The sequence below is a fragment of the Serratia sp. OS31 genome (assembly GCF_014164835.1).
In the GTDB taxonomy this organism is placed as follows: domain Bacteria; phylum Pseudomonadota; class Gammaproteobacteria; order Enterobacterales; family Enterobacteriaceae; genus Serratia; species Serratia liquefaciens_A.
In genome coordinates, this window is sequence record NZ_JACJFQ010000040.1 from 1 (window position 1) to 17,104 (window position 17,104).

The 17,104-nt window shown below is 57.2% G+C and carries 15 protein-coding genes, 2 tRNA genes and 1 rRNA gene; 16 read left to right on the forward strand and 2 right to left on the reverse strand.

Translation table 11 applies throughout. From position 1 onward, the window contains the following. From rrf to yjfF, 7 genes are all read left to right on the forward strand, one after another. Positions 1-104 (forward strand): 5S ribosomal RNA (gene rrf, locus H5P17_RS23325); the annotation flags it as partial. Between the two features lie 95 nt (positions 105-199). Further along, positions 200-276 (forward strand) — tRNA-Asp (locus tag H5P17_RS23330). Between the two features lie 52 nt (positions 277-328). Then, a tRNA-Trp gene (locus H5P17_RS23335) sits at positions 329-404 on the forward strand. A gap of 315 nt (positions 405-719) precedes the next feature. Continuing rightward, the gene (gene ytfQ, locus H5P17_RS23340) at positions 720-1,676 is read left to right on the forward strand and encodes a galactofuranose ABC transporter, galactofuranose-binding protein YtfQ (protein ID WP_182825515.1); all 957 of its coding nucleotides are present in this window, start codon (positions 720-722) and stop codon (positions 1,674-1,676) included. Between the two features lie 23 nt (positions 1,677-1,699). Further along, a complete protein-coding gene (gene ytfR, locus H5P17_RS23345) occupies positions 1,700-3,214 on the forward strand; it encodes a galactofuranose ABC transporter, ATP-binding protein YtfR (RefSeq protein WP_182825517.1) in 1,515 nt (504 codons plus the stop codon). Between the two features lie 17 nt (positions 3,215-3,231). Next, positions 3,232-4,233: a galactofuranose ABC transporter, ATP-binding protein YtfT gene (ytfT, locus tag H5P17_RS23350; protein WP_182825518.1), complete on the forward strand. Its 1,002-nt coding sequence runs from the start codon at positions 3,232-3,234 to the stop codon at positions 4,231-4,233. Then, positions 4,230-5,222, forward strand: a complete 993-nt coding sequence (gene yjfF, locus H5P17_RS23355; protein WP_182825520.1) for a galactofuranose ABC transporter, permease protein YjfF — start codon at positions 4,230-4,232, stop codon at positions 5,220-5,222. The genes ytfT and yjfF overlap by 4 nt, the downstream gene beginning before the upstream one ends. Before the next feature lie 4 nt (positions 5,223-5,226). On the opposite strand, the gene hdfR is transcribed toward yjfF, so the two are convergent. Further along, positions 5,227-6,054 carry an HTH-type transcriptional regulator HdfR gene (gene hdfR, locus H5P17_RS23360; RefSeq protein WP_182825522.1) on the reverse strand — a complete coding sequence of 276 codons (828 nt, stop codon included), beginning with the start codon at positions 6,052-6,054 and terminating at the stop codon, positions 5,227-5,229. A 119-nt stretch (positions 6,055-6,173) separates the two neighbouring features. Here hdfR and H5P17_RS23365 point away from each other — a divergent pair, with 119 nt between their 5' ends. Beyond that, positions 6,174-6,512 (forward strand): DUF413 domain-containing protein, encoded by a 339-nt coding sequence (locus H5P17_RS23365; protein ID WP_020837497.1) that lies wholly within the window; start codon positions 6,174-6,176, stop codon positions 6,510-6,512. A 27-nt stretch (positions 6,513-6,539) separates the two neighbouring features. Here H5P17_RS23365 and H5P17_RS23370 read toward each other — a convergent pair whose 3' ends face one another. Next, positions 6,540-8,063: a YifB family Mg chelatase-like AAA ATPase gene (locus tag H5P17_RS23370; RefSeq protein WP_182825524.1), complete on the reverse strand. Its 1,524-nt coding sequence runs from the start codon at positions 8,061-8,063 to the stop codon at positions 6,540-6,542. A 341-nt stretch (positions 8,064-8,404) separates the two neighbouring features. Between H5P17_RS23370 and H5P17_RS23375 the strand changes: the two genes are divergently transcribed. The 8 genes from H5P17_RS23375 to H5P17_RS23410 all read left to right on the forward strand — a co-directional run bounded on the left by H5P17_RS23375 (position 8,405) and on the right by H5P17_RS23410 (position 17,081). Beyond that, positions 8,405-9,637, forward strand: a complete 1,233-nt coding sequence (locus H5P17_RS23375; RefSeq protein ID WP_182825525.1) for an MFS transporter — start codon at positions 8,405-8,407, stop codon at positions 9,635-9,637. Positions 9,638-9,770: 133 nt separating this feature from the next. Further along, the gene (ilvL, locus tag H5P17_RS23380) at positions 9,771-9,869 is read left to right on the forward strand and encodes an ilv operon leader peptide (RefSeq protein ID WP_015962288.1); all 99 of its coding nucleotides are present in this window, start codon (positions 9,771-9,773) and stop codon (positions 9,867-9,869) included. A 142-nt stretch (positions 9,870-10,011) separates the two neighbouring features. Then, positions 10,012-11,658, forward strand: a complete 1,647-nt coding sequence (gene ilvG / locus H5P17_RS23385) for an acetolactate synthase 2 catalytic subunit (RefSeq protein ID WP_044548787.1) — start codon at positions 10,012-10,014, stop codon at positions 11,656-11,658. After that, positions 11,655-11,912, forward strand: coding sequence for an acetolactate synthase 2 small subunit (ilvM, locus tag H5P17_RS23390; RefSeq protein ID WP_020837489.1), 258 nt, complete (start codon positions 11,655-11,657; stop codon positions 11,910-11,912). Before ilvG ends, ilvM begins: the two co-directional genes overlap by 4 nt. 22 nt (positions 11,913-11,934) lie before the next feature. Further along, entirely contained in the window at positions 11,935-12,861 is a 927-nt protein-coding gene (ilvE, locus tag H5P17_RS23395; protein ID WP_020837487.1) for a branched-chain-amino-acid transaminase, read from the forward strand. Positions 12,862-12,957: 96 nt separating this feature from the next. After that, the gene (gene ilvD, locus H5P17_RS23400; RefSeq protein ID WP_182825526.1) at positions 12,958-14,808 is read left to right on the forward strand and encodes a dihydroxy-acid dehydratase; all 1,851 of its coding nucleotides are present in this window, start codon (positions 12,958-12,960) and stop codon (positions 14,806-14,808) included. 5 nt (positions 14,809-14,813) lie between these two features. Then, the gene (ilvA, locus tag H5P17_RS23405) at positions 14,814-16,358 is read left to right on the forward strand and encodes a threonine ammonia-lyase, biosynthetic (protein WP_182825527.1); all 1,545 of its coding nucleotides are present in this window, start codon (positions 14,814-14,816) and stop codon (positions 16,356-16,358) included. Between the two features lie 21 nt (positions 16,359-16,379). Then, complete coding sequence (locus H5P17_RS23410) at positions 16,380-17,081, forward strand: DUF2461 domain-containing protein (protein ID WP_182825528.1); 702 nt, start codon at positions 16,380-16,382, stop codon at positions 17,079-17,081. The last annotated feature ends 23 nt before the right edge of the window (positions 17,082-17,104 follow it).

The window sequence follows — 17,104 nt, forward strand, 5'->3', positions numbered from 1 at the left end:
AGCGCGGTGGTCCCACCTGACCCCATGCCGAACTCAGAAGTGAAACGCCGTAGCGCCGATGGTAGTGTGGGGTCTCCCCATGCGAGAGTAGGACACTGCCAGGCATCAAATAAACGTTATCAGCCTGACGACTGGTAATGAGCAGGATCGCCAAGCGCGGTTTTGCCCATATCGAAAGATATGACGTAAAAGAATCGGTGGAGCGGTAGTTCAGTTGGTTAGAATACCTGCCTGTCACGCAGGGGGTCGCGGGTTCGAGCCCCGTCCGTTCCGCCACTTATTTAAATTATGCCTGCTAACTTAGCAGGCATAATGTTAAGCGAGATTTAGGGGCGTAGCTCAGTTGGTAGAGCACCGGTCTCCAAAACCGGGTGTCGCGAGTTCGAGTCTCTCCGCCCCTGCCATATTAGAAACCCTTTGCGAAAGCGAAGGGTTTTTTTTTGCGTGAAATTTCCCCATCTCCCACAATTCCCCTGAAAGATCGCTTAAAACTCCCACCGAAATCGTTCCCAATTTAGACATTTTTGGCTGGATCCATGTACAAAATGGTTGTTCTGCCGTGATGTGATGCTGCGCATTATTCCTGCCTGATTTTCGACTACACCTAATGTGTGTCCAACCCTAAGGACACCCACTTCACCAGAAAAAATGCAGCATACACAACAACGATAATCCCTGTCCGGCGTGGTTCCATGTCAGGGCAGCGCGAGGAGAACAACATGGTTAGACGTCTGCTGTTAGCGGTCGCCATTACTGGCGCCTTGGTAGGTACGGGACAGGCGGCACCGCTGGTCGTCGGCTTTTCACAGATTGGTTCCGAATCGGGTTGGCGTTCGGCGGAAACCAAGGTCTCGAAACAGGAAGCGGAAAAGCGGGATATCACGCTGAAAATCGCCGATGCGCAGCAAAAACAGGAAAACCAGATCAAAGCGGTCAGATCTTTCATTGCTCAGGGCGTTGATGCCATTTTCATCGCACCGGTTGTCGCCACCGGCTGGACACCTGTGCTGCAGGAAGCCAAAGAGGCCAAGATCCCGGTATTCCTGCTCGACCGAATGATTGAGGTAAACGACCCTTCGCTGTATACCGCGGCGGTGGCTTCTGACAGCGTGCACGAAGGTAAAGTCGCGGGAGAATGGCTGGTGAAAGAGGTCGCCGGCAAGCCTTGCAACGTGGTGGAGCTGCAGGGCACCGTGGGCGCCAGCGTTGCCATTAACCGTAAGAAGGGTTTTGCTGACGGCATAGCCTCCGCCGCCAACGTTAAGATCATCCGCTCGCAATCAGGCGATTTTACGCGCAGCAAAGGCAAAGAAGTGATGGAGAGCTTCATCAAGGCCGAGCAAAACGGCAAAAATATTTGCGCCGTTTATGCACATAACGACGACATGGCAATCGGCGCCATCCAGGCGATCAAAGAGGCAGGCTTAAAGCCGGGCTCACAGATCAAAATCGTTTCTATCGACGGTGTGCCTGACATATTCAAGGCGATGATGAACGGTGAAGCCAATGCCACGGTCGAGCTAACGCCGAATATGGCCGGTCCGGCGTTTGATGCGCTGCTGGCGATGAAGAAAGACGGTACCCCACCGCCGAAGTTTATCCAGACCGAGTCCAAGCTGCTGCAACCGGATACGGCTAAACAGGAATTCGAGCTGAAGAAAAGCATGGGTTATTAATCTACTCACTGGCGGAACAGCAGATGGTTAACTCTCAGACGACGTTATTGACGATTAAGGGATTATCCGTTGAATTTCCTGGCGTAAAAGCGCTGGAGCAGGTTGATGTCACGTTGCAGCGCGGAGAGATCATGGCGCTGCTGGGCGAAAATGGCGCGGGGAAATCCACGCTGATCAAAGCGTTGACCGGGGTTTATCAACGTTCCGCCGGCGAGGTATTACTGGAAGGCATCGCCATTGCCCCGCAGAGCACCGCGCAGGCGCAGACGCTGGGCATTGGTACGGTTTATCAGGAAGTTAACCTGCTGGCGAACATCTCGGTGGCCGCCAACCTGTTTATCGGGCGAGAACCCACGCGCTTTGGCCTGATCGATCAAAAAAAGCTGCTGCGCCAGGCTCAGAATCTTTTACTGGGGTATGGGCTGCAGTTGGACGTCAGCCAGCCGCTGGGTAATTACTCCATTGCTATCCAGCAGATTATCGCTATCGCGCGGGCCGTCGACCTGTCCGCCAAGGTCTTGATTCTTGATGAGCCGACCGCCAGCCTGGATGCCAAAGAGGTCAGCATGCTGCTGGACATTCTCCGCCAGCTCCGTAGCCAGGGATTGGGGATGATCTTTGTTACCCATTTCCTCGATCAGGTTTATCGCATCAGCGATCGCATCACCGTACTGCGCAACGGTAAGTTAGTGGGAACGAAAGCCACCGCCGACTTACCGCGTATGGAACTGGTACAGATGATGCTCGGCCATGCGTTTGATGAATCATTACTGAAACGCAGCGAGCATACGCCCTCAAAGGCGCCATCGTTGGTTGAATTCAGCGGTTATGGGCGGCGCGGGATGGTTGAGCCCTTTGATCTGCAGATTCGCCCGGGTGAGATTGTAGGGCTGGCCGGGTTGCTGGGATCGGGGCGTACCGAAACGGCCCAGCTCATATTCGGTATCAAACCGCGCGATAACGGCAGTGTAAAAGTCGAAGGACGTGCGGTGAACATCCGGACGCCGCGTAACGCCGTCAGCCTCGGCTTTGGGTATTGCCCCGAAGACCGTAAGACCGATGGGATCATCGGTGCTGCGACCGTGCGGGAAAATATCATTTTGGCCCTGCAGGCTCAACGCGGCTGGCTAAGGCCGCTCTCGCTGAAAGAGCAAACCCGCATTACTGAAAGCTATATCCAACTGTTGGGCATTCGTACTCCGGGGCCAGAACAGCAAATCCAGTATCTGTCCGGCGGTAATCAGCAGAAGGTGCTGTTGTCACGTTGGCTGGCGACGAAACCCCGCTTTCTGATCCTGGATGAACCGACGCGCGGCATTGACGTTGGTGCGCATGCTGAAATCATTCGCTTGATCGAAAAACTCTGTGACGAAGGTCTGGCATTGTTGGTGATCTCCTCCGAACTGGAAGAACTGGTGGGTTATGCCGATCGCATCGTTGTGCTTCGAGACCGGAAACACGTAGCGCAGCTTGAACATAACGCCATTACGGTGCCTGCGATCATGCAGGTAATAGCTGCACAACAGGGGGCAGGATGAACCTCAGGAGTTTCTCCATGACCAGTGGGCCGCGTAAAGTCAGGTGGGTCATCCCTGCCGGAGCAACGCAACTGGGGGCGCTGGCGGTGATTTTGCTGATCGACAGCCTGGTCGCCCCGAATTTCTTTTCCCTGCATATTCAGGACGGTCGGCTGTTTGGCAGCGTAATCGACATTGTTAATCGCGGCGCACCGGTCGCGTTATTGGCATTGGGCATGACGTTGGTGATCGCCACCGGTGGTATCGACCTTTCGGTGGGAGCGGTGATGGCGATAGCCGGTGCCACGGCGGCAACGCTGACCAGCGCCGGTTATCCGCTGAGCTATGTACTGGCAGCCGCCCTGGCGATTGGCGCTCTGTGCGGCCTGTGGAACGGTTTTTTGGTGGCGGTGCTGCAGATACAGCCGATTGTTGCCACGCTGATGCTGATGGTGGCCGGGCGCGGCATTGCCCAACTGATTACTGAAGGGCAAATCGTCACCTTTGAACGAGAGGGGTTGGCGTGGCTCGGCAGCGGTGCGCTGATGTATTTGCCGATGCCGGCGATCATTGCTGCGGTCATGCTGCTGTTGATCTGGCTGTTGACCCGTAAAACGGCGTTGGGACTGTTTATCGAAGCCGTGGGCATCAATCTGCGCTCCGCGCGTAATGCCGGCGTCAGCACCGGCTGGGTGGTGATGGCGGTGTATGTGATCTGCGGGTTGTGCGCTGCCGTAGCCGGCGTTATCGTCACGGCGGATATCCGTGGCGCTGACGCCAACAATGCCGGGTTGTGGTTGGAATTGGATGCGATCCTGGCGGTTGTGATTGGCGGCGGTTCACTGTTGGGTGGCCGTTTTAACCTGTTGCTGTCGGTAGTGGGGGCATTAATTATTCAGGGGATGAATACCGGCATTCTGCTGTCCGGCTATCGGCCTGAGTTTAACCTGGTGTTGAAGGCGGTTGTGGTGTTGGCGGTATTGATGGTGCAATCGCCAAGCTTCACGCTGCGCCGCCTGCTTGGGAGAAGAAAGCCATGATCAAACGTAATCTTCCGCTGCTGATTACCCTCCTGGTGTTCCTTCTGGGCTACGCTTTTTGTCTCACGCAGTTTCCCAGCTTTGCCTCAACGCGGGTGTGGTGCGATTTGCTGACCGACAACGCCTTTCTGGGCATCGTCGCGGTCGGCATGACGTTTGTGATCCTTTCCGGCGGTATCGATCTGTCTGTCGGCTCGGTGATCGCCTTTACCGGGGTGCTGCTGGCCAAGTTGATCGGGACTTACGGCATTGCACCGGGTTATGCGTTCATCATCGCGCTGTTGATGGGGGCGTCGTTTGGCGCGCTGATGGGTTGGATCATTGATGTACTGAAGCTACCGGCGTTTATTATTACGCTGGCCGGAATGTTCTTCGTACGAGGCATGAGTTTTATTGTTTCAGAGGAGTCGATTCCCATCGATCATCCGCTGTATGTGACGCTGGCAAACTATGCCTGGAAACTGCCGGGCGGTGGGCGCTTTACATTGTTGGCGCTGGTGATGCTATTGGTTGTGGCGGTCGGCATGGTGCTGGCACACCGTACGCGCTTTGGGCATAACGTCTACGCAATCGGCGGTAATCGGATCTCTGCCGCGCTGATGGGCGTACCGGTACAGCGGACCACCGTGCTGATTTATATGCTCTCAAGCACGCTGGCGGCGCTGTCCGGGATCATTTTCTCGCTGTATACCTCGGCAGGTTATGCGTTGGCGGCCAGCGGCGTGGAGTTGGATGCCATTGCTGCCGTCGTGATTGGCGGTACCTTGTTGACCGGAGGCGTAGGCACCGTTTTGGGCACGCTGTTTGGCGTGCTGATCCAGGGCTTGATTCAGAGCTACATCACCTTCGACGGTACGCTCAGTTCGTGGTGGACCAAAATTGTTATCGGTATTCTGCTGTTCTGCTTTATCGGCCTTCAGAAGGCGATAAGCGCGTTTTGGCTCAGCAGGCGAACCCAACCCCGGCATCCTCGTTTGAAGCCGTTGTAGCGCCTCATGCTGAGGTTTTCAAAGGTATTTTCAGCAGTTGGCGGATCAGCGGCTGCTGGTCGCTATTTTGCAACCAGACGGCGTACAGCGGGCGGATAATGGCCGGGATCTCGGTGATGGCGGTCAACTGCGGGTAATCCTTCTCCCACTGACTGGGCAGGAAGGCGCAGCCACCGGTGGTTTCCAGCAGTTGCCGGGTCAGGTGCGCAGAGGTGGTGGTGAGCACCGGCAGAGTGTCGCTCTCCAGCATGCGGCTTTCCTGCTGATGGAAATCCGCCCCCCACTCCAGTTTGATATAGGGCATCGGCGCAAGTTGATCGCGCAGGGTGGAAGAGAACAGCCGCAACGAGAAATTGCCCAACAGCTGGCTGGCCAGTTCATCCATCTTTGGCGGCTCGGTGGTGATGAGCAAATCGAGCTGCCTTTCATGCAGCTGTTTTACCAAAGAGTGCCGTAGCGCCACCCTGGCCTCCAGCTGCAGCGCCTCACGTTGCTGATAGAGCGACTGCAGCCAGGGGGTCAAATAAGCCTCCCACAATGACGCCGTGGCACCGATGGATAACTCGGTATGTTGCAGTGAACGCACCACCTCTTTTTTCGCCAATTGCCAGGTCATCATAAGGCTCTCCGCATAGGGCAAAAGCCGCTCCCCTGCGGGCGTCAGGCGGATATTGTTGCGGTGGCGGGTGAACAGATTCGCGCCCAATTGGTTTTCTAACTGGCGGATGCGGAAACTGACGGCAGACTGCGTTAAGTACAAGGATTCTGCGGCTCGGCCAAAGTGACGCGTTCTACTGACCTCCAAAAAGGTTTTCAGTAATTCGGTATCCACACCCATCTCCAGTAATTTTTATCGTTAAGATTTAAATGTTTTGTTTTACACAATGTCAAGCCTATCTAATACTCCGCGCCATAAACAGCACGGCCATGAGAGAATTAGGAGCGTGTCAGATGGCGGATAGCTTCACCACGACCAGTCGTTTTTTTGATAATAAACATTACCCTCGCGGGTTCTCCCGTCACGGCGATTTCACCATTAAAGAAGCGCAATTGCTAGAGCGTTTCGGGTATGCGTTCAACGAGCTGGATACGGGTAAACGCCAGCCGGCAACTGAAGAAGAACAGCTGTTCGTCGCAGTGTGCCACGGTGAGCGCGAGCCGGTTACCGAGCAGGAAAAAGTATGGGCTAAATATCTGGCGCGCACACGTCGCCCGAAAAAATTCCATACCCTGTCCGGCGGTAAGCCGCAGGCTGATGCGGTGGAAGATTACACCGACAGCGAGGATTGATTTTAATGGGGCCTTTGGGCCCCATTATTATTCAAGGCTGCGATGCAGCTGCAGCAGCAGGCGATCCATACTGCGGTAGCCAAGCGCTTCACTCAAGTGGTGCTTATCAATAGCCCGATCTCCCGCCAAATCCGCCAGCGTGCGAGCCACTTTCAGGATCCGCTGCCAGGCGCGAACCGATAATCCCAACCTGTTTAACGTTGTTTCAAGAAAATCCGCGTCCGCGGCGTTAAGTCGACAATCCCGTTCGACCTCATGATTGTTCAGCAGAGCATTAATCTTCCCCGCTCGACTGAGCTGCCTTTCACGCGCTAACAGCACTCGCTCCCGTACCTGAGCGCTGTTTTCACCGGCAATGCGCTTTTTGCTAAGCAAGCCTGGCGGTAACAGCGGCACTTCAATCGAGAGATCGAAGCGGTCGAGAAAAGGCCCTGAAAGCCGCCCCAGATAGCGCAGGATCTGCTGTGGCGATGCGCGGTTATGCATGCCCTGGTAGTGCCCCGTAGGGCTGGGGTTCATGGCGGCGATCAGCTGTACTCGTGCCGGGAAGCAAACTTTGGCGCTGGCGCGTGAAACCACGATCTCGCCGGACTCCAGCGGTTCGCGCAGCGCATCCAGTACCCGCCTTTCGAATTCGGGCAGTTCATCCAGAAACAGGACGCCGTTGTGCGCCATGGAAATTTCACCCGGTCTCGGCAGCGAACCGCCGCCGACCAGAGCGGCCATCGAGGCGCTATGGTGCGGTGCGCGAAACGGCCGCTGTCGCCACGGCAGCGCTTGCGCAGCATGATGCAGCAGGCTGGCCACCGCGATGCTTTCCAGTGCTTCCCGATCGGTCAGCGGCGGGAGAAGGCCATTCAGGCGGCTGGCCAACATGGTTTTCCCGGTGCCTGGCGGGCCAACCAGCAGCAGGTTGTGGCCGCCGGCCGCAGCGATTTCCAGCGCTCGCTTTGCCTGTTCCTGACCCAGAATATCCTGCAGATCGGCCGGTTCTGGCGAGTTGTTCATTGCCGGCGGCGCATGGGCTACCGGTAAATCCTCTTTACCCAACACAAAGGCGCACACCTCCAACAGGTGGTCCGCCACCAGGGTTTTGCTCTGCGTAATTAGCCCCACCTCCGGCCCATTGGCGGCAGCCAAAACCAATTGCCGTCCTGACTCCATGGCGGCCAGCGCGGCGGGGATAGCGCCGCTGATCCCCCGTAGGGTGCCAGATAATGCCAGTTCGCCAAGAAACTCATAGCGGGCCAGCTTATCGGCCGGCAACTGTTCGGAAGCCGCCAGGATAGCCAGCGCAATCGGGAGATCATAGCGACCGCCTTCCTTGGGCAGATCGGCCGATGCCAGATTGACGGTAATACGCCGTGCGGGAAAGGTGAAACCGTTATTGATCAAGGCGCTGCGCACGCGATCGCGCGCCTCTTTTACCGTGGTTTCCGGCAGGCCGACCATCGTCAGGCCGGGCAACCCATTGCTGATATGCACTTCCACCGTAACCGAAGGGGCCTGAACGCCCAGTGTGGCCCGGGTATAGATCACTGCCAGTGACATATTGCTCTCCTTACTGAAGGCAACATGATGCGCGATGTGTTGCGTCGCCGCGCTTTACCCTTGGAAGATTTGCGTGATAGGCCGTAATTAAAATAATTAATTTCAGTTAGATAGCTGTTTTTTGCGCAGGGCTTCGCAAAGAGCGGCAATACCCCTTAACAATTACGCGAACGCTGCAACACATTAGCAGGCTAACCATATTGCAGGCGAGGGGGGAATGGGTGTATTTAACAATTGATTAAAATTAAAATCACTTAATTAACAAAATCCGACCGCCGCTGCACTCTGCCGCGGCAGCCGCTAAACCTCATGACTTCGTACTCTACGGTAGGGATAACATTATGTTTGGTTGGACACCGCTGCAACGCAATGCAGCCATCGCCAGCTTTTCAAGCTGGACGCTTGATGCTTTCGATTTCTTCGTGCTGGTCTTTCTGCTCAGCGATATCGCGCAATCTTTCCATGTCGGCATGGAGGAGGTCACGCTGGCGATCCTGCTGACGCTGGCGGTACGACCGATCGGCGCGCTGATCTTTGGCCGTGCGGCGGAAAAATATGGCCGCAAACCGATTTTGATGCTGAATATCGTGTTCTTCTCGGTGTTTGAACTGCTGTCCGCGGCGGCACCCTCGTTGACGGTATTCCTGCTGCTGCGGGTGCTGTACGGCGTGGCGATGGGCGGGATCTGGGGCGTGGCCTCATCGCTGGCGATGGAAACCATCCCCGATCGTTCGCGTGGCCTGATGTCGGGGATTTTCCAGGCCGGCTACCCCTTTGGTTACCTGTTGGCGGCGGTAGTGTATGGCCTGCTGTTTGAAATTATCGGTTGGCGCGGCATGTTCGTGATCGGCGCGTCACCCATTTTATTGCTGCCGTTTATTTACTACTGCGTGCAGGAGTCGCCGGTGTGGCTGGCGGCCCGAGAGCGCAAGGAAAGCAGCGCATTGCTGCCGGTGCTGAAGAGCCATTGGAAGCTGTGCGGCTACCTGGTGTTGCTGATGGCGGCGTTCAATTTCTTCTCGCACGGCACTCAGGATATGTATCCGGTGTTTTTGAAAGTTCAGCACGGTTTCGACCCTAAAACCGTCAGTATCATTGCCATTAGCTACAATATCGCGTCAATTATCGGTGGCGTTTTCTTTGGGGCGCTGTCGGAAAAAATCGGCCGTAAGAAGGCGATCATCATTGCCGCCTTGCTGGCGTTGCCGGTGATCCCGCTGTGGGCGTTTTCCAGCGGTTCGCTGATGCTGGGGATTGGCGCATTCCTGATGCAGTTCATGGTGCAGGGGGCCTGGGGCGTGGTGCCGACTTACCTTACCGAATTGGTGCCGGCCAATACCCGCGCGGTACTGCCGGGGTTTGTTTATCAATTGGGTAATCTGATCGCTTCGGTCAACGCTACGCTGCAGGCGACGATAGCCGAGCACCATGGCCATAATTACGGGCTGGCAATGGCGATTATCGCCGGTACGGTAGCGATCGTGATTGCGTTGCTGGTGTTCTTCGGGAAGGACACGCGTGGTAAAGCGATCTCGGGTGCCGTGAAGTCCTCAGGCGTGCAGGCTAACGTTTGAATACCGGACATTTTGCGCGAGGTATGACCAGATTGCGCCGAATAATAACGCAAAAAAAGTGTTGTCATGCCGCGCGGGACTATGGTACCTCTGTAGGTATTAGTTCGAAACGAGCACAGTGAACAAACCCATTATGAAAGCCTTTGCCCAAGTGATTAGCCTAGTCGTGATTAGCGTGGTGGTGATTATTATCCCACCGTGCGGGGCTGCACTTGGACGAAGAATGGCTTAGAAAACAAGCCGGAATCGCAAGAGAACCCCCGCACCGAAAGGTCCGGGGGTTTTTTATTGGCAAGAGAAAAGTGAAGCGAGGATAAGAATATGAATAACAGAACAAAATCCTGCAGTTATCGAAGTAAGGCGGGGAAATAACTATGAACGGGGCTCAGTGGGTAGTACAAGCATTGCGTGCGCAGGGAGTTGATAAGGTATTCGGCTATCCAGGTGGCGCAATCATGCCAGTCTACGATGCATTGTATGACGGTGGGGTGGAACACCTACTGTGCCGCCACGAACAAGGCGCCGCAATGGCTGCCATTGGTTATGCCCGCGCAACCGGCAAAGTCGGCGTTTGTATCGCCACCTCGGGCCCCGGCGCCACCAATTTGATCACCGGCCTGGCCGATGCGCTGCTGGATTCGGTTCCGGTAGTGGCCATCACCGGCCAGGTGGGTTCCGCGCTGATTGGCACCGATGCCTTTCAGGAGATCGATGTTCTCGGCCTGTCTCTGGCCTGCACCAAACACAGCTTCCTGGTGGAATCACTGGACGCGCTGCCGGGCATCATGGCGGAAGCCTTTGCCATCGCCTGTAGCGGCCGCCCTGGTCCGGTGCTGATCGACATCCCGAAAGACATCCAACTGGCCCACGGCGAGCTGCACCCGCACCTGGTGCCGGTCGTCGAAGAGTTGCATTACCCGGCGGCGGAGGTGGCGCAGGCCGCCGAGTTGCTGGCACAGGCTCACAAACCGATGTTATACATCGGCGGCGGTGTTGGCATGGCGCAGGCGGTACCGGCGCTGCGTGAGTTTATCGCGGTGACTCAAATGCCCAACGTTGTCACGTTAAAAGGGTTGGGTGCGGCGGATGCGGCTCACCCGTATTACCTCGGTATGTTGGGCATGCACGGCACCAAGGGCGCCAACCTGGCGGTGCAGGAGTGCGATCTGTTGATCGCTGTCGGCGCGCGTTTCGACGACCGCGTGACCGGGAAACTGAATGCTTTCGCGCCGCATGCCAAGGTGATCCACATGGATATCGACCCAGCGGAAATAAGCAAATTGCGTCAGGCGCACGTCGCGCTGGAGGGCGACTTGAAGGCCTTGCTGCCGGCGTTGCAGCAGCCGCTGAAGATTGCCGCCTGGCAGCAGCGGGTGGTTGAGCTGAAGGAAACCCACACCTGGCGTTATGATCATCCGGGCCAGCCGATCTACGCGCCGCTGTTGTTGAAACAGCTGTCCGAGCGCAAGCCGGCCAATAGCGTGGTGACCACCGACGTGGGCCAACACCAGATGTGGAGTGCGCAGCACATGACCTTCGAGCGCCCGGAGAATTTCATCACCTCCAGCGGTTTGGGCACGATGGGGTTCGGCGTGCCGGCCGCGGTTGGCGCCCAGATGGCGCGCCCTGAGGATACGGTGATCTGCGTATCGGGCGACGGTTCCTTCATGATGAACGTACAGGAACTGGGCACCATAAAACGCAAACAGCTGCCGCTGAAAATCGTATTACTGGATAACCAGCGTTTAGGCATGGTTCGCCAGTGGCAACAGCTGTTTTTTGACGGGCGTTACAGCGAAACCAACCTCTCCGATAACCCCGATTTCCTGATGTTGGCCAACGCCTTTGGCATTCCCGGCCAACGTATCACCCGTAAAGACCAGGTGGCAGACGCGCTCGACGCCTTATTCAACAGCGAAGGGCCATACCTGCTGCATGTGTCGATCGATGAACTCGAAAACGTCTGGCCGCTGGTGCCACCGGGTGCCGGTAACGAAACCATGTTGGAGAAAATCTCATGATGCAGCATCAACTCTCGATCCAGGCCCGTTTTCGCCCTGAAATGTTAGAGCGCGTATTGCGCGTCGTGCGTCATCGCGGCTTTCAGGTTTGTGCTATGAATATGGTTTCGGCATCAAATACCGACAAGATTAATATTGAATTGACCGTTGCCAGCCAGCGCCCGGTGGATCTACTGTCATCTCAGTTGAGCAAACTGATGGACGTCTCATGCGTTGAGATCCAACAGCAAACATCACAACAAATAAGCGCCTGATGCGTGAGAAGGATAAAGAACAATGACGAAGAAAGCCGATTACATTTGGTTCAATGGTGAGATGGTTCCCTGGGCTGACGCCAAAGTGCACGTGATGTCGCATGCGCTGCACTACGGCACTTCGGTGTTTGAAGGCGTTCGTTGCTATGACTCCCATAAAGGCCCGGTGGTGTTCCGTCACCGCGAGCATATGCAACGCCTGCACGACTCGGCAAAAATCTACCGCATGCCGGTATCGCAAAGCGTTGATGAGCTGATGGAAGCCTGCCGCGCTACGCTGCGTAAAAACAACCTGGTCAGCGCTTATATTCGTCCGCTGGTGTTTGTGGGTGACGTCGGCATGGGGGTTAACCCGCCGGCCGGATACAAGACAGACGTGATTATCGCGGCGTTTCCTTGGGGCGCGTACCTGGGTGAAGAGGCGCTGGAGCAAGGCATCGATGCGATGGTTTCGTCCTGGCACCGTGTGGCGCCAAATACCATCCCCACCGCGGCCAAAGCCGGTGGTAACTACCTTTCCTCCCTGCTGGTGGGCAGCGAAGCGCGCCGCCACGGTTATCAGGAAGGGATTGCGCTCGACGTGCACGGTTATATTTCCGAAGGGGCAGGCGAGAACCTGTTTGAAGTGAAAGACGGCGTGTTGTTCACCCCGCCGTTCACCTCTTCCGCACTGCCGGGCATTACCCGCGACGCCATCATCAAGCTGGCGAAAGACATGGGCTTCGAAGTGCGTGAGCAGGTGCTGTCCCGCGAGTCGCTGTACCTGGCCGACGAAGTGTTCATGTCCGGCACCGCGGCGGAAATCACCCCGGTGCGCAGCGTCGACGGCATCCAGGTCGGCATTGGCAAATGCGGCCCGGTGACCAAACAAATTCAACAGGCGTTCTTTGGCCTGTTTACCGGCAAGACCGAAGACAAATACGGCTGGCTGGATCCGGTAAATCCATAAATAACGACGTTACCTGTTAGGGTAAAACGACAGACAGACAAGAATATCCAGGCGGTTCGTTCGCCGCCTGTAATAAATACATTTGGAGTGAAGAGCATGCCTAAGTACCGTTCCGCCACCACCACCCACGGCCGCAACATGGCGGGTGCCCGCGCATTATGGCGCGCGACCGGAATGACCGACGACGATTTTGGCAAACCCATTATTGCGGTGGTCAACTCATTTACCCAGTTCGTTCCGGGCCATGTGCATCTGCGTGATTTGGGCAAGCTGGTCGCAGAACAGATCGAAGCCTCAGGCGGCGTTGCCAAAGAGTTCAACACCATTGCGGTGGATGACGGTATCGCCATGGGCCACGGCGGTATGCTCTATTCCCTGCCGTCACGCGAACTGATCGCCGACTCGGTTGAATACATGGTGAATGCCCACTGCGCGGACGCGATGGTGTGCATTTCCAACTGCGACAAAATCACCCCGGGCATGCTGATGGCGTCATTGCGCCTGAACATTCCGGTGATTTTCGTTTCCGGCGGCCCGATGGAAGCCGGCAAGACCAAGCTCTCCAATCAAATCATCAAGCTGGATCTGGTTGACGCAATGATCCAGGGGGCTAACCCGAACGTCAGCGACGCCGACAGCGAACAAATCGAACGCTCCGCCTGCCCGACCTGCGGCTCCTGTTCCGGTATGTTCACCGCCAACTCGATGAACTGCCTGACCGAAGCGCTGGGCCTGTCGCAGCCGGGCAACGGCTCGCTGCTGGCGACCCATGCCGACCGTAAGGATCTGTTCCTCAACGCCGGCAAACGCATCGTTGCCCTGACCAAACGTTATTACGAACAGGACGATGAAAGTGCACTGCCGCGCAGCATCGCCAACAAGGCGGCGTTTGAAAACGCCATGACGCTGGACATCGCCATGGGCGGCTCGACCAACACCGTGCTGCACCTGCTGGCTGCGGCGCAGGAGGGCGAAATTGATTTCACCATGGAAGATATCGACCGCCTGTCACGCAAGGTGCCGCACCTGTGTAAAGTGGCGCCAAGCACCCCGAAATACCATATGGAAGACGTGCACCGTGCCGGTGGCGTACTGGCCATCCTCGGTGAGCTGGATCGCGCAGGCCTGTTGAACCGCGATGTGAACAACATACTGGGCCTGACCCTGCCGCAGACGCTGGAGCAGTATGACATCATGCTGACCAAGGATGAGGCGGTTAAAAAAATGTTCCGCGCCGGCCCGGCGGGTATTCGTACCACCCAGGCGTTCTCGCAGGACTGCCGCTGGGATACGCTGGACGATGATCGCGCAGAGGGCTGTATCCGCTCGCTGGAAAATGCGTTCAGCCAGGATGGCGGCCTGGCCGTGCTGTACGGCAACATGGCGCAGGATGGCAGCATCGTAAAAACCGCCGGCGTCGACAAAGACAACCTGATTTTCCGCGGCCCGGCCAAAGTGTACGAAAGCCAGGACTCGGCGGTGGAAGCTATCCTCGGCGGCAAAGTGGTTGCCGGTGACGTGGTGGTGATCCGCTACGAAGGGCCGAAAGGCGGGCCGGGCATGCAGGAAATGCTGTATCCCACCACCTACCTGAAATCCATGGGCCTGGGAAAAGCCTGTGCGTTGATCACCGACGGGCGTTTTTCCGGCGGCACTTCGGGCCTGTCTATCGGCCACGTTTCTCCGGAAGCGGGCAGCGGCGGCCTGATTGCGCTGATCGAAGATGGCGACATGATCGACATCGATATTCCAAAACGCAGCATGGTGCTGGACGTTTCGGACAGTGAACTGGCGGCTCGCCGCGAAGTTGAGCTGGCGCGAGGCGATCGCGCCTGGACACCGAAAAATCGCGAGCGTCAGGTTTCCTTGGCGCTGCGTGCCTATGCCATGTTGGCGACCAGCGCCGACAAAGGTGCCGTACGCGACAAGAGCAAGCTGGGAGGCTAAGCATCATGGCGGTATCGCAACCCCTACCCGATGCCCCCTGTGGCGCGGAGTATTTGCGAGCGGTGCTCCGCTCGCCGGTGTACGAGGTGGCTCAGGTCACCCCGTTGCAGGCCATGAGCAAAATTTCTTCGCGCCTTGGCAACACCATTCTGGTGAAGCGTGAAGATCGTCAGCCGGTGCACAGCTTCAAGCTGCGCGGGGCCTATGCCATGATCGCCAGCCTGAACGAAGAGCAAAAAGCGCGCGGCGTGGTGACGGCTTCGGCCGGCAACCATGCGCAGGGCGTGGCTTATTCCGGTAAACGGCTGGGGATCAAAACGCTGATCGTCATGCCGGTGTCCACCGCGGATATCAAGGTGGATGCGGTGCGCGGCTTTGGCGGCGAAGTGCTGTTGTACGGCGCCAACTTTGACGAAGCCAAGGCCAGGGCGATTGAGCTCTCGCACAAGCAGGGCATGACCTTCGTTCCGCCGTTCGATCACCCGACGGTGATTGCCGGGCAGGGCACGTTGGCTATGGAGCTGCTGCAACAGGACGCGCATCTCGACCGGGTGTTCGTCCCGGTGGGCGGCGGCGGTCTGGCGGCCGGCGTGGCGGTGTTAATCAAACAGCTGATGCCGCAGATCAAAGTGATCGGCGTGGAGGCGGAAGACTCCGCCTGCCTGCGCGCGGCACTGGATGCGGGGCAGCCGGTGGATTTGGCGCGCGTCGGGCTGTTTGCCGAAGGCGTGGCGGTGAAGCGCATCGGTGACGAAACCTTCCGCCTGTGCCGGGAATATCTGGACGACGTCATCACCGTCGACAGCGATGCTATCTGCGCGGCGGTCAAAGATTTGTTTGAAGACGTGCGTGCCATTGCCGAACCCTCCGGCGCGTTGGCATTGGCCGGGCTGAAGAAATACGTTCAGCAGCACAACATCCAGGGCGAGCGCCTGGCGCACGTGCTGTCCGGTGCCAATCTGAACTTCCACGGCTTGCGTTATGTATCGGAACGCTGCGAATTGGGCGAACAACGCGAGGCCCTGCTGGCAGTGACCATTCCTGAGCGGAAGGGCAGCTTCCTGAAGTTTTGCCAACTGCTGGGCGGTCGGTCGGTGACCGAGTTCAACTACCGTTACGCCGATGCGGACAACGCCTGTATCTTCGTCGGCGTCCGCCTGACGCGTGGCCATGCCGAACGTCTGGAAATCATCGATGAACTGAACGCCGACGGTTATCAGGTGGTGGATCTGTCCGATGATGAAATGGCCAAACTGCACGTGCGCTACATGGTGGGTGGGCGTCCTTCGAAACCCCTGCGCGAGCGGTTATACAGCTTCGAGTTTCCTGAGTCGCCGGGCGCGCTGCTGAAGTTCCTGCAAACCCTGGGCACTCACTGGAATATCTCGCTGTTCCATTACCGCAGCCACGGCACCGACTTTGGCCGCGTGTTGGCCGGCTTTGAGCTGTCGCAGACCGAACCTGAGTTTGAGCAGCATTTGCAGGCGCTGGGCTACGACTGCCACGATGAAACCGATAACCCGGCGTTCCGCTTCTTTTTGCAGGGCTAAGGGCACCGACAAGGACGGCGCATGACGGATAAATTTAACGGCTTTAGCCAGCAGGGCCTGAATTTTCTTCAGCAGGTGCGGATCGAGAACGACAAGGAATGGTTTGAGGGCAACCGCGGCGTTTACGATCGTGAGCTGCTGACGCCGTTCCGCTCGCTGGTGGCTGAGCTTGCCCCGACGATGCTGGCGATCGATCCGCAGTTTGAAACCCGCCCGGCGATAGGTAAAACGCTGTCGCGCATTCATCGCGATACGCGTTTTTCTCACGATAAATCACGTTATCGCAGCCGCATGTGGCTGACGTTCAAACGGCCGAGCAAAGACTGGAAGGACGCCCCGGTTTATTTCTTCGAACTGGGCCCGGACATGTGGCGCTACGGGCTGGGTTATTACAGTGCCAACAAGCAAACCATGGATCTGTTTCGCCATACGTTGCAACGCCGGCCGCAGCCTTTTCTCGAGGTCGCGGCCTGTTGTCAGCCGCCGTTCGAGCTGGTGGGAGAAAGCTACAAACGCCCGCTGGTTAAAGAGCAGGCGGCAGACATTGCCACCTGGTACAACCGCAAATCTTTTGCGGTGATGGCCACCGACAGCCAGGTGGAGAGGTTATTCAACGCCGGGCTGACGCAGACGCTGGCGCAAGCTTTCCAGCAGTTGGAGCCGCTTTACCATTGGTTGATGCAGGTGGAGGCGATGAAACAAGTCGATCCAGCCGATCTCTAACTACCCGTCGTCTTTCAAGTTGC

Coding starts and splice junctions, on each gene's coding strand:
- H5P17_RS23375 (WP_182825525.1), top strand. CDS start 8,405: ATGTTTGGTTGGACACCGCTGCAACGCAATGCAGCCATCGCCAGCTTT.
- ilvA (WP_182825527.1), top strand. CDS start 14,814: ATGGCGGTATCGCAACCCCTACCCGATGCCCCCTGTGGCGCGGAGTAT.
- ilvG (WP_044548787.1), top strand. CDS start 10,012: ATGAACGGGGCTCAGTGGGTAGTACAAGCATTGCGTGCGCAGGGAGTT.
- ilvL (WP_015962288.1), top strand. CDS start 9,771: ATGAAAGCCTTTGCCCAAGTGATTAGCCTAGTCGTGATTAGCGTGGTG.
- ilvD (WP_182825526.1), top strand. CDS start 12,958: ATGCCTAAGTACCGTTCCGCCACCACCACCCACGGCCGCAACATGGCG.
- ilvM (WP_020837489.1), top strand. CDS start 11,655: ATGATGCAGCATCAACTCTCGATCCAGGCCCGTTTTCGCCCTGAAATG.
- ilvE (WP_020837487.1), top strand. CDS start 11,935: ATGACGAAGAAAGCCGATTACATTTGGTTCAATGGTGAGATGGTTCCC.
- ytfQ (WP_182825515.1), top strand. CDS start 720: ATGGTTAGACGTCTGCTGTTAGCGGTCGCCATTACTGGCGCCTTGGTA.
- H5P17_RS23410 (WP_182825528.1), top strand. CDS start 16,380: ATGACGGATAAATTTAACGGCTTTAGCCAGCAGGGCCTGAATTTTCTT.
- H5P17_RS23365 (WP_020837497.1), top strand. CDS start 6,174: ATGGCGGATAGCTTCACCACGACCAGTCGTTTTTTTGATAATAAACAT.
- ytfR (WP_182825517.1), top strand. CDS start 1,700: ATGGTTAACTCTCAGACGACGTTATTGACGATTAAGGGATTATCCGTT.
- yjfF (WP_182825520.1), top strand. CDS start 4,230: ATGATCAAACGTAATCTTCCGCTGCTGATTACCCTCCTGGTGTTCCTT.
- H5P17_RS23370 (WP_182825524.1), bottom strand. CDS start 8,063: ATGTCACTGGCAGTGATCTATACCCGGGCCACACTGGGCGTTCAGGCC.
- ytfT (WP_182825518.1), top strand. CDS start 3,232: ATGACCAGTGGGCCGCGTAAAGTCAGGTGGGTCATCCCTGCCGGAGCA.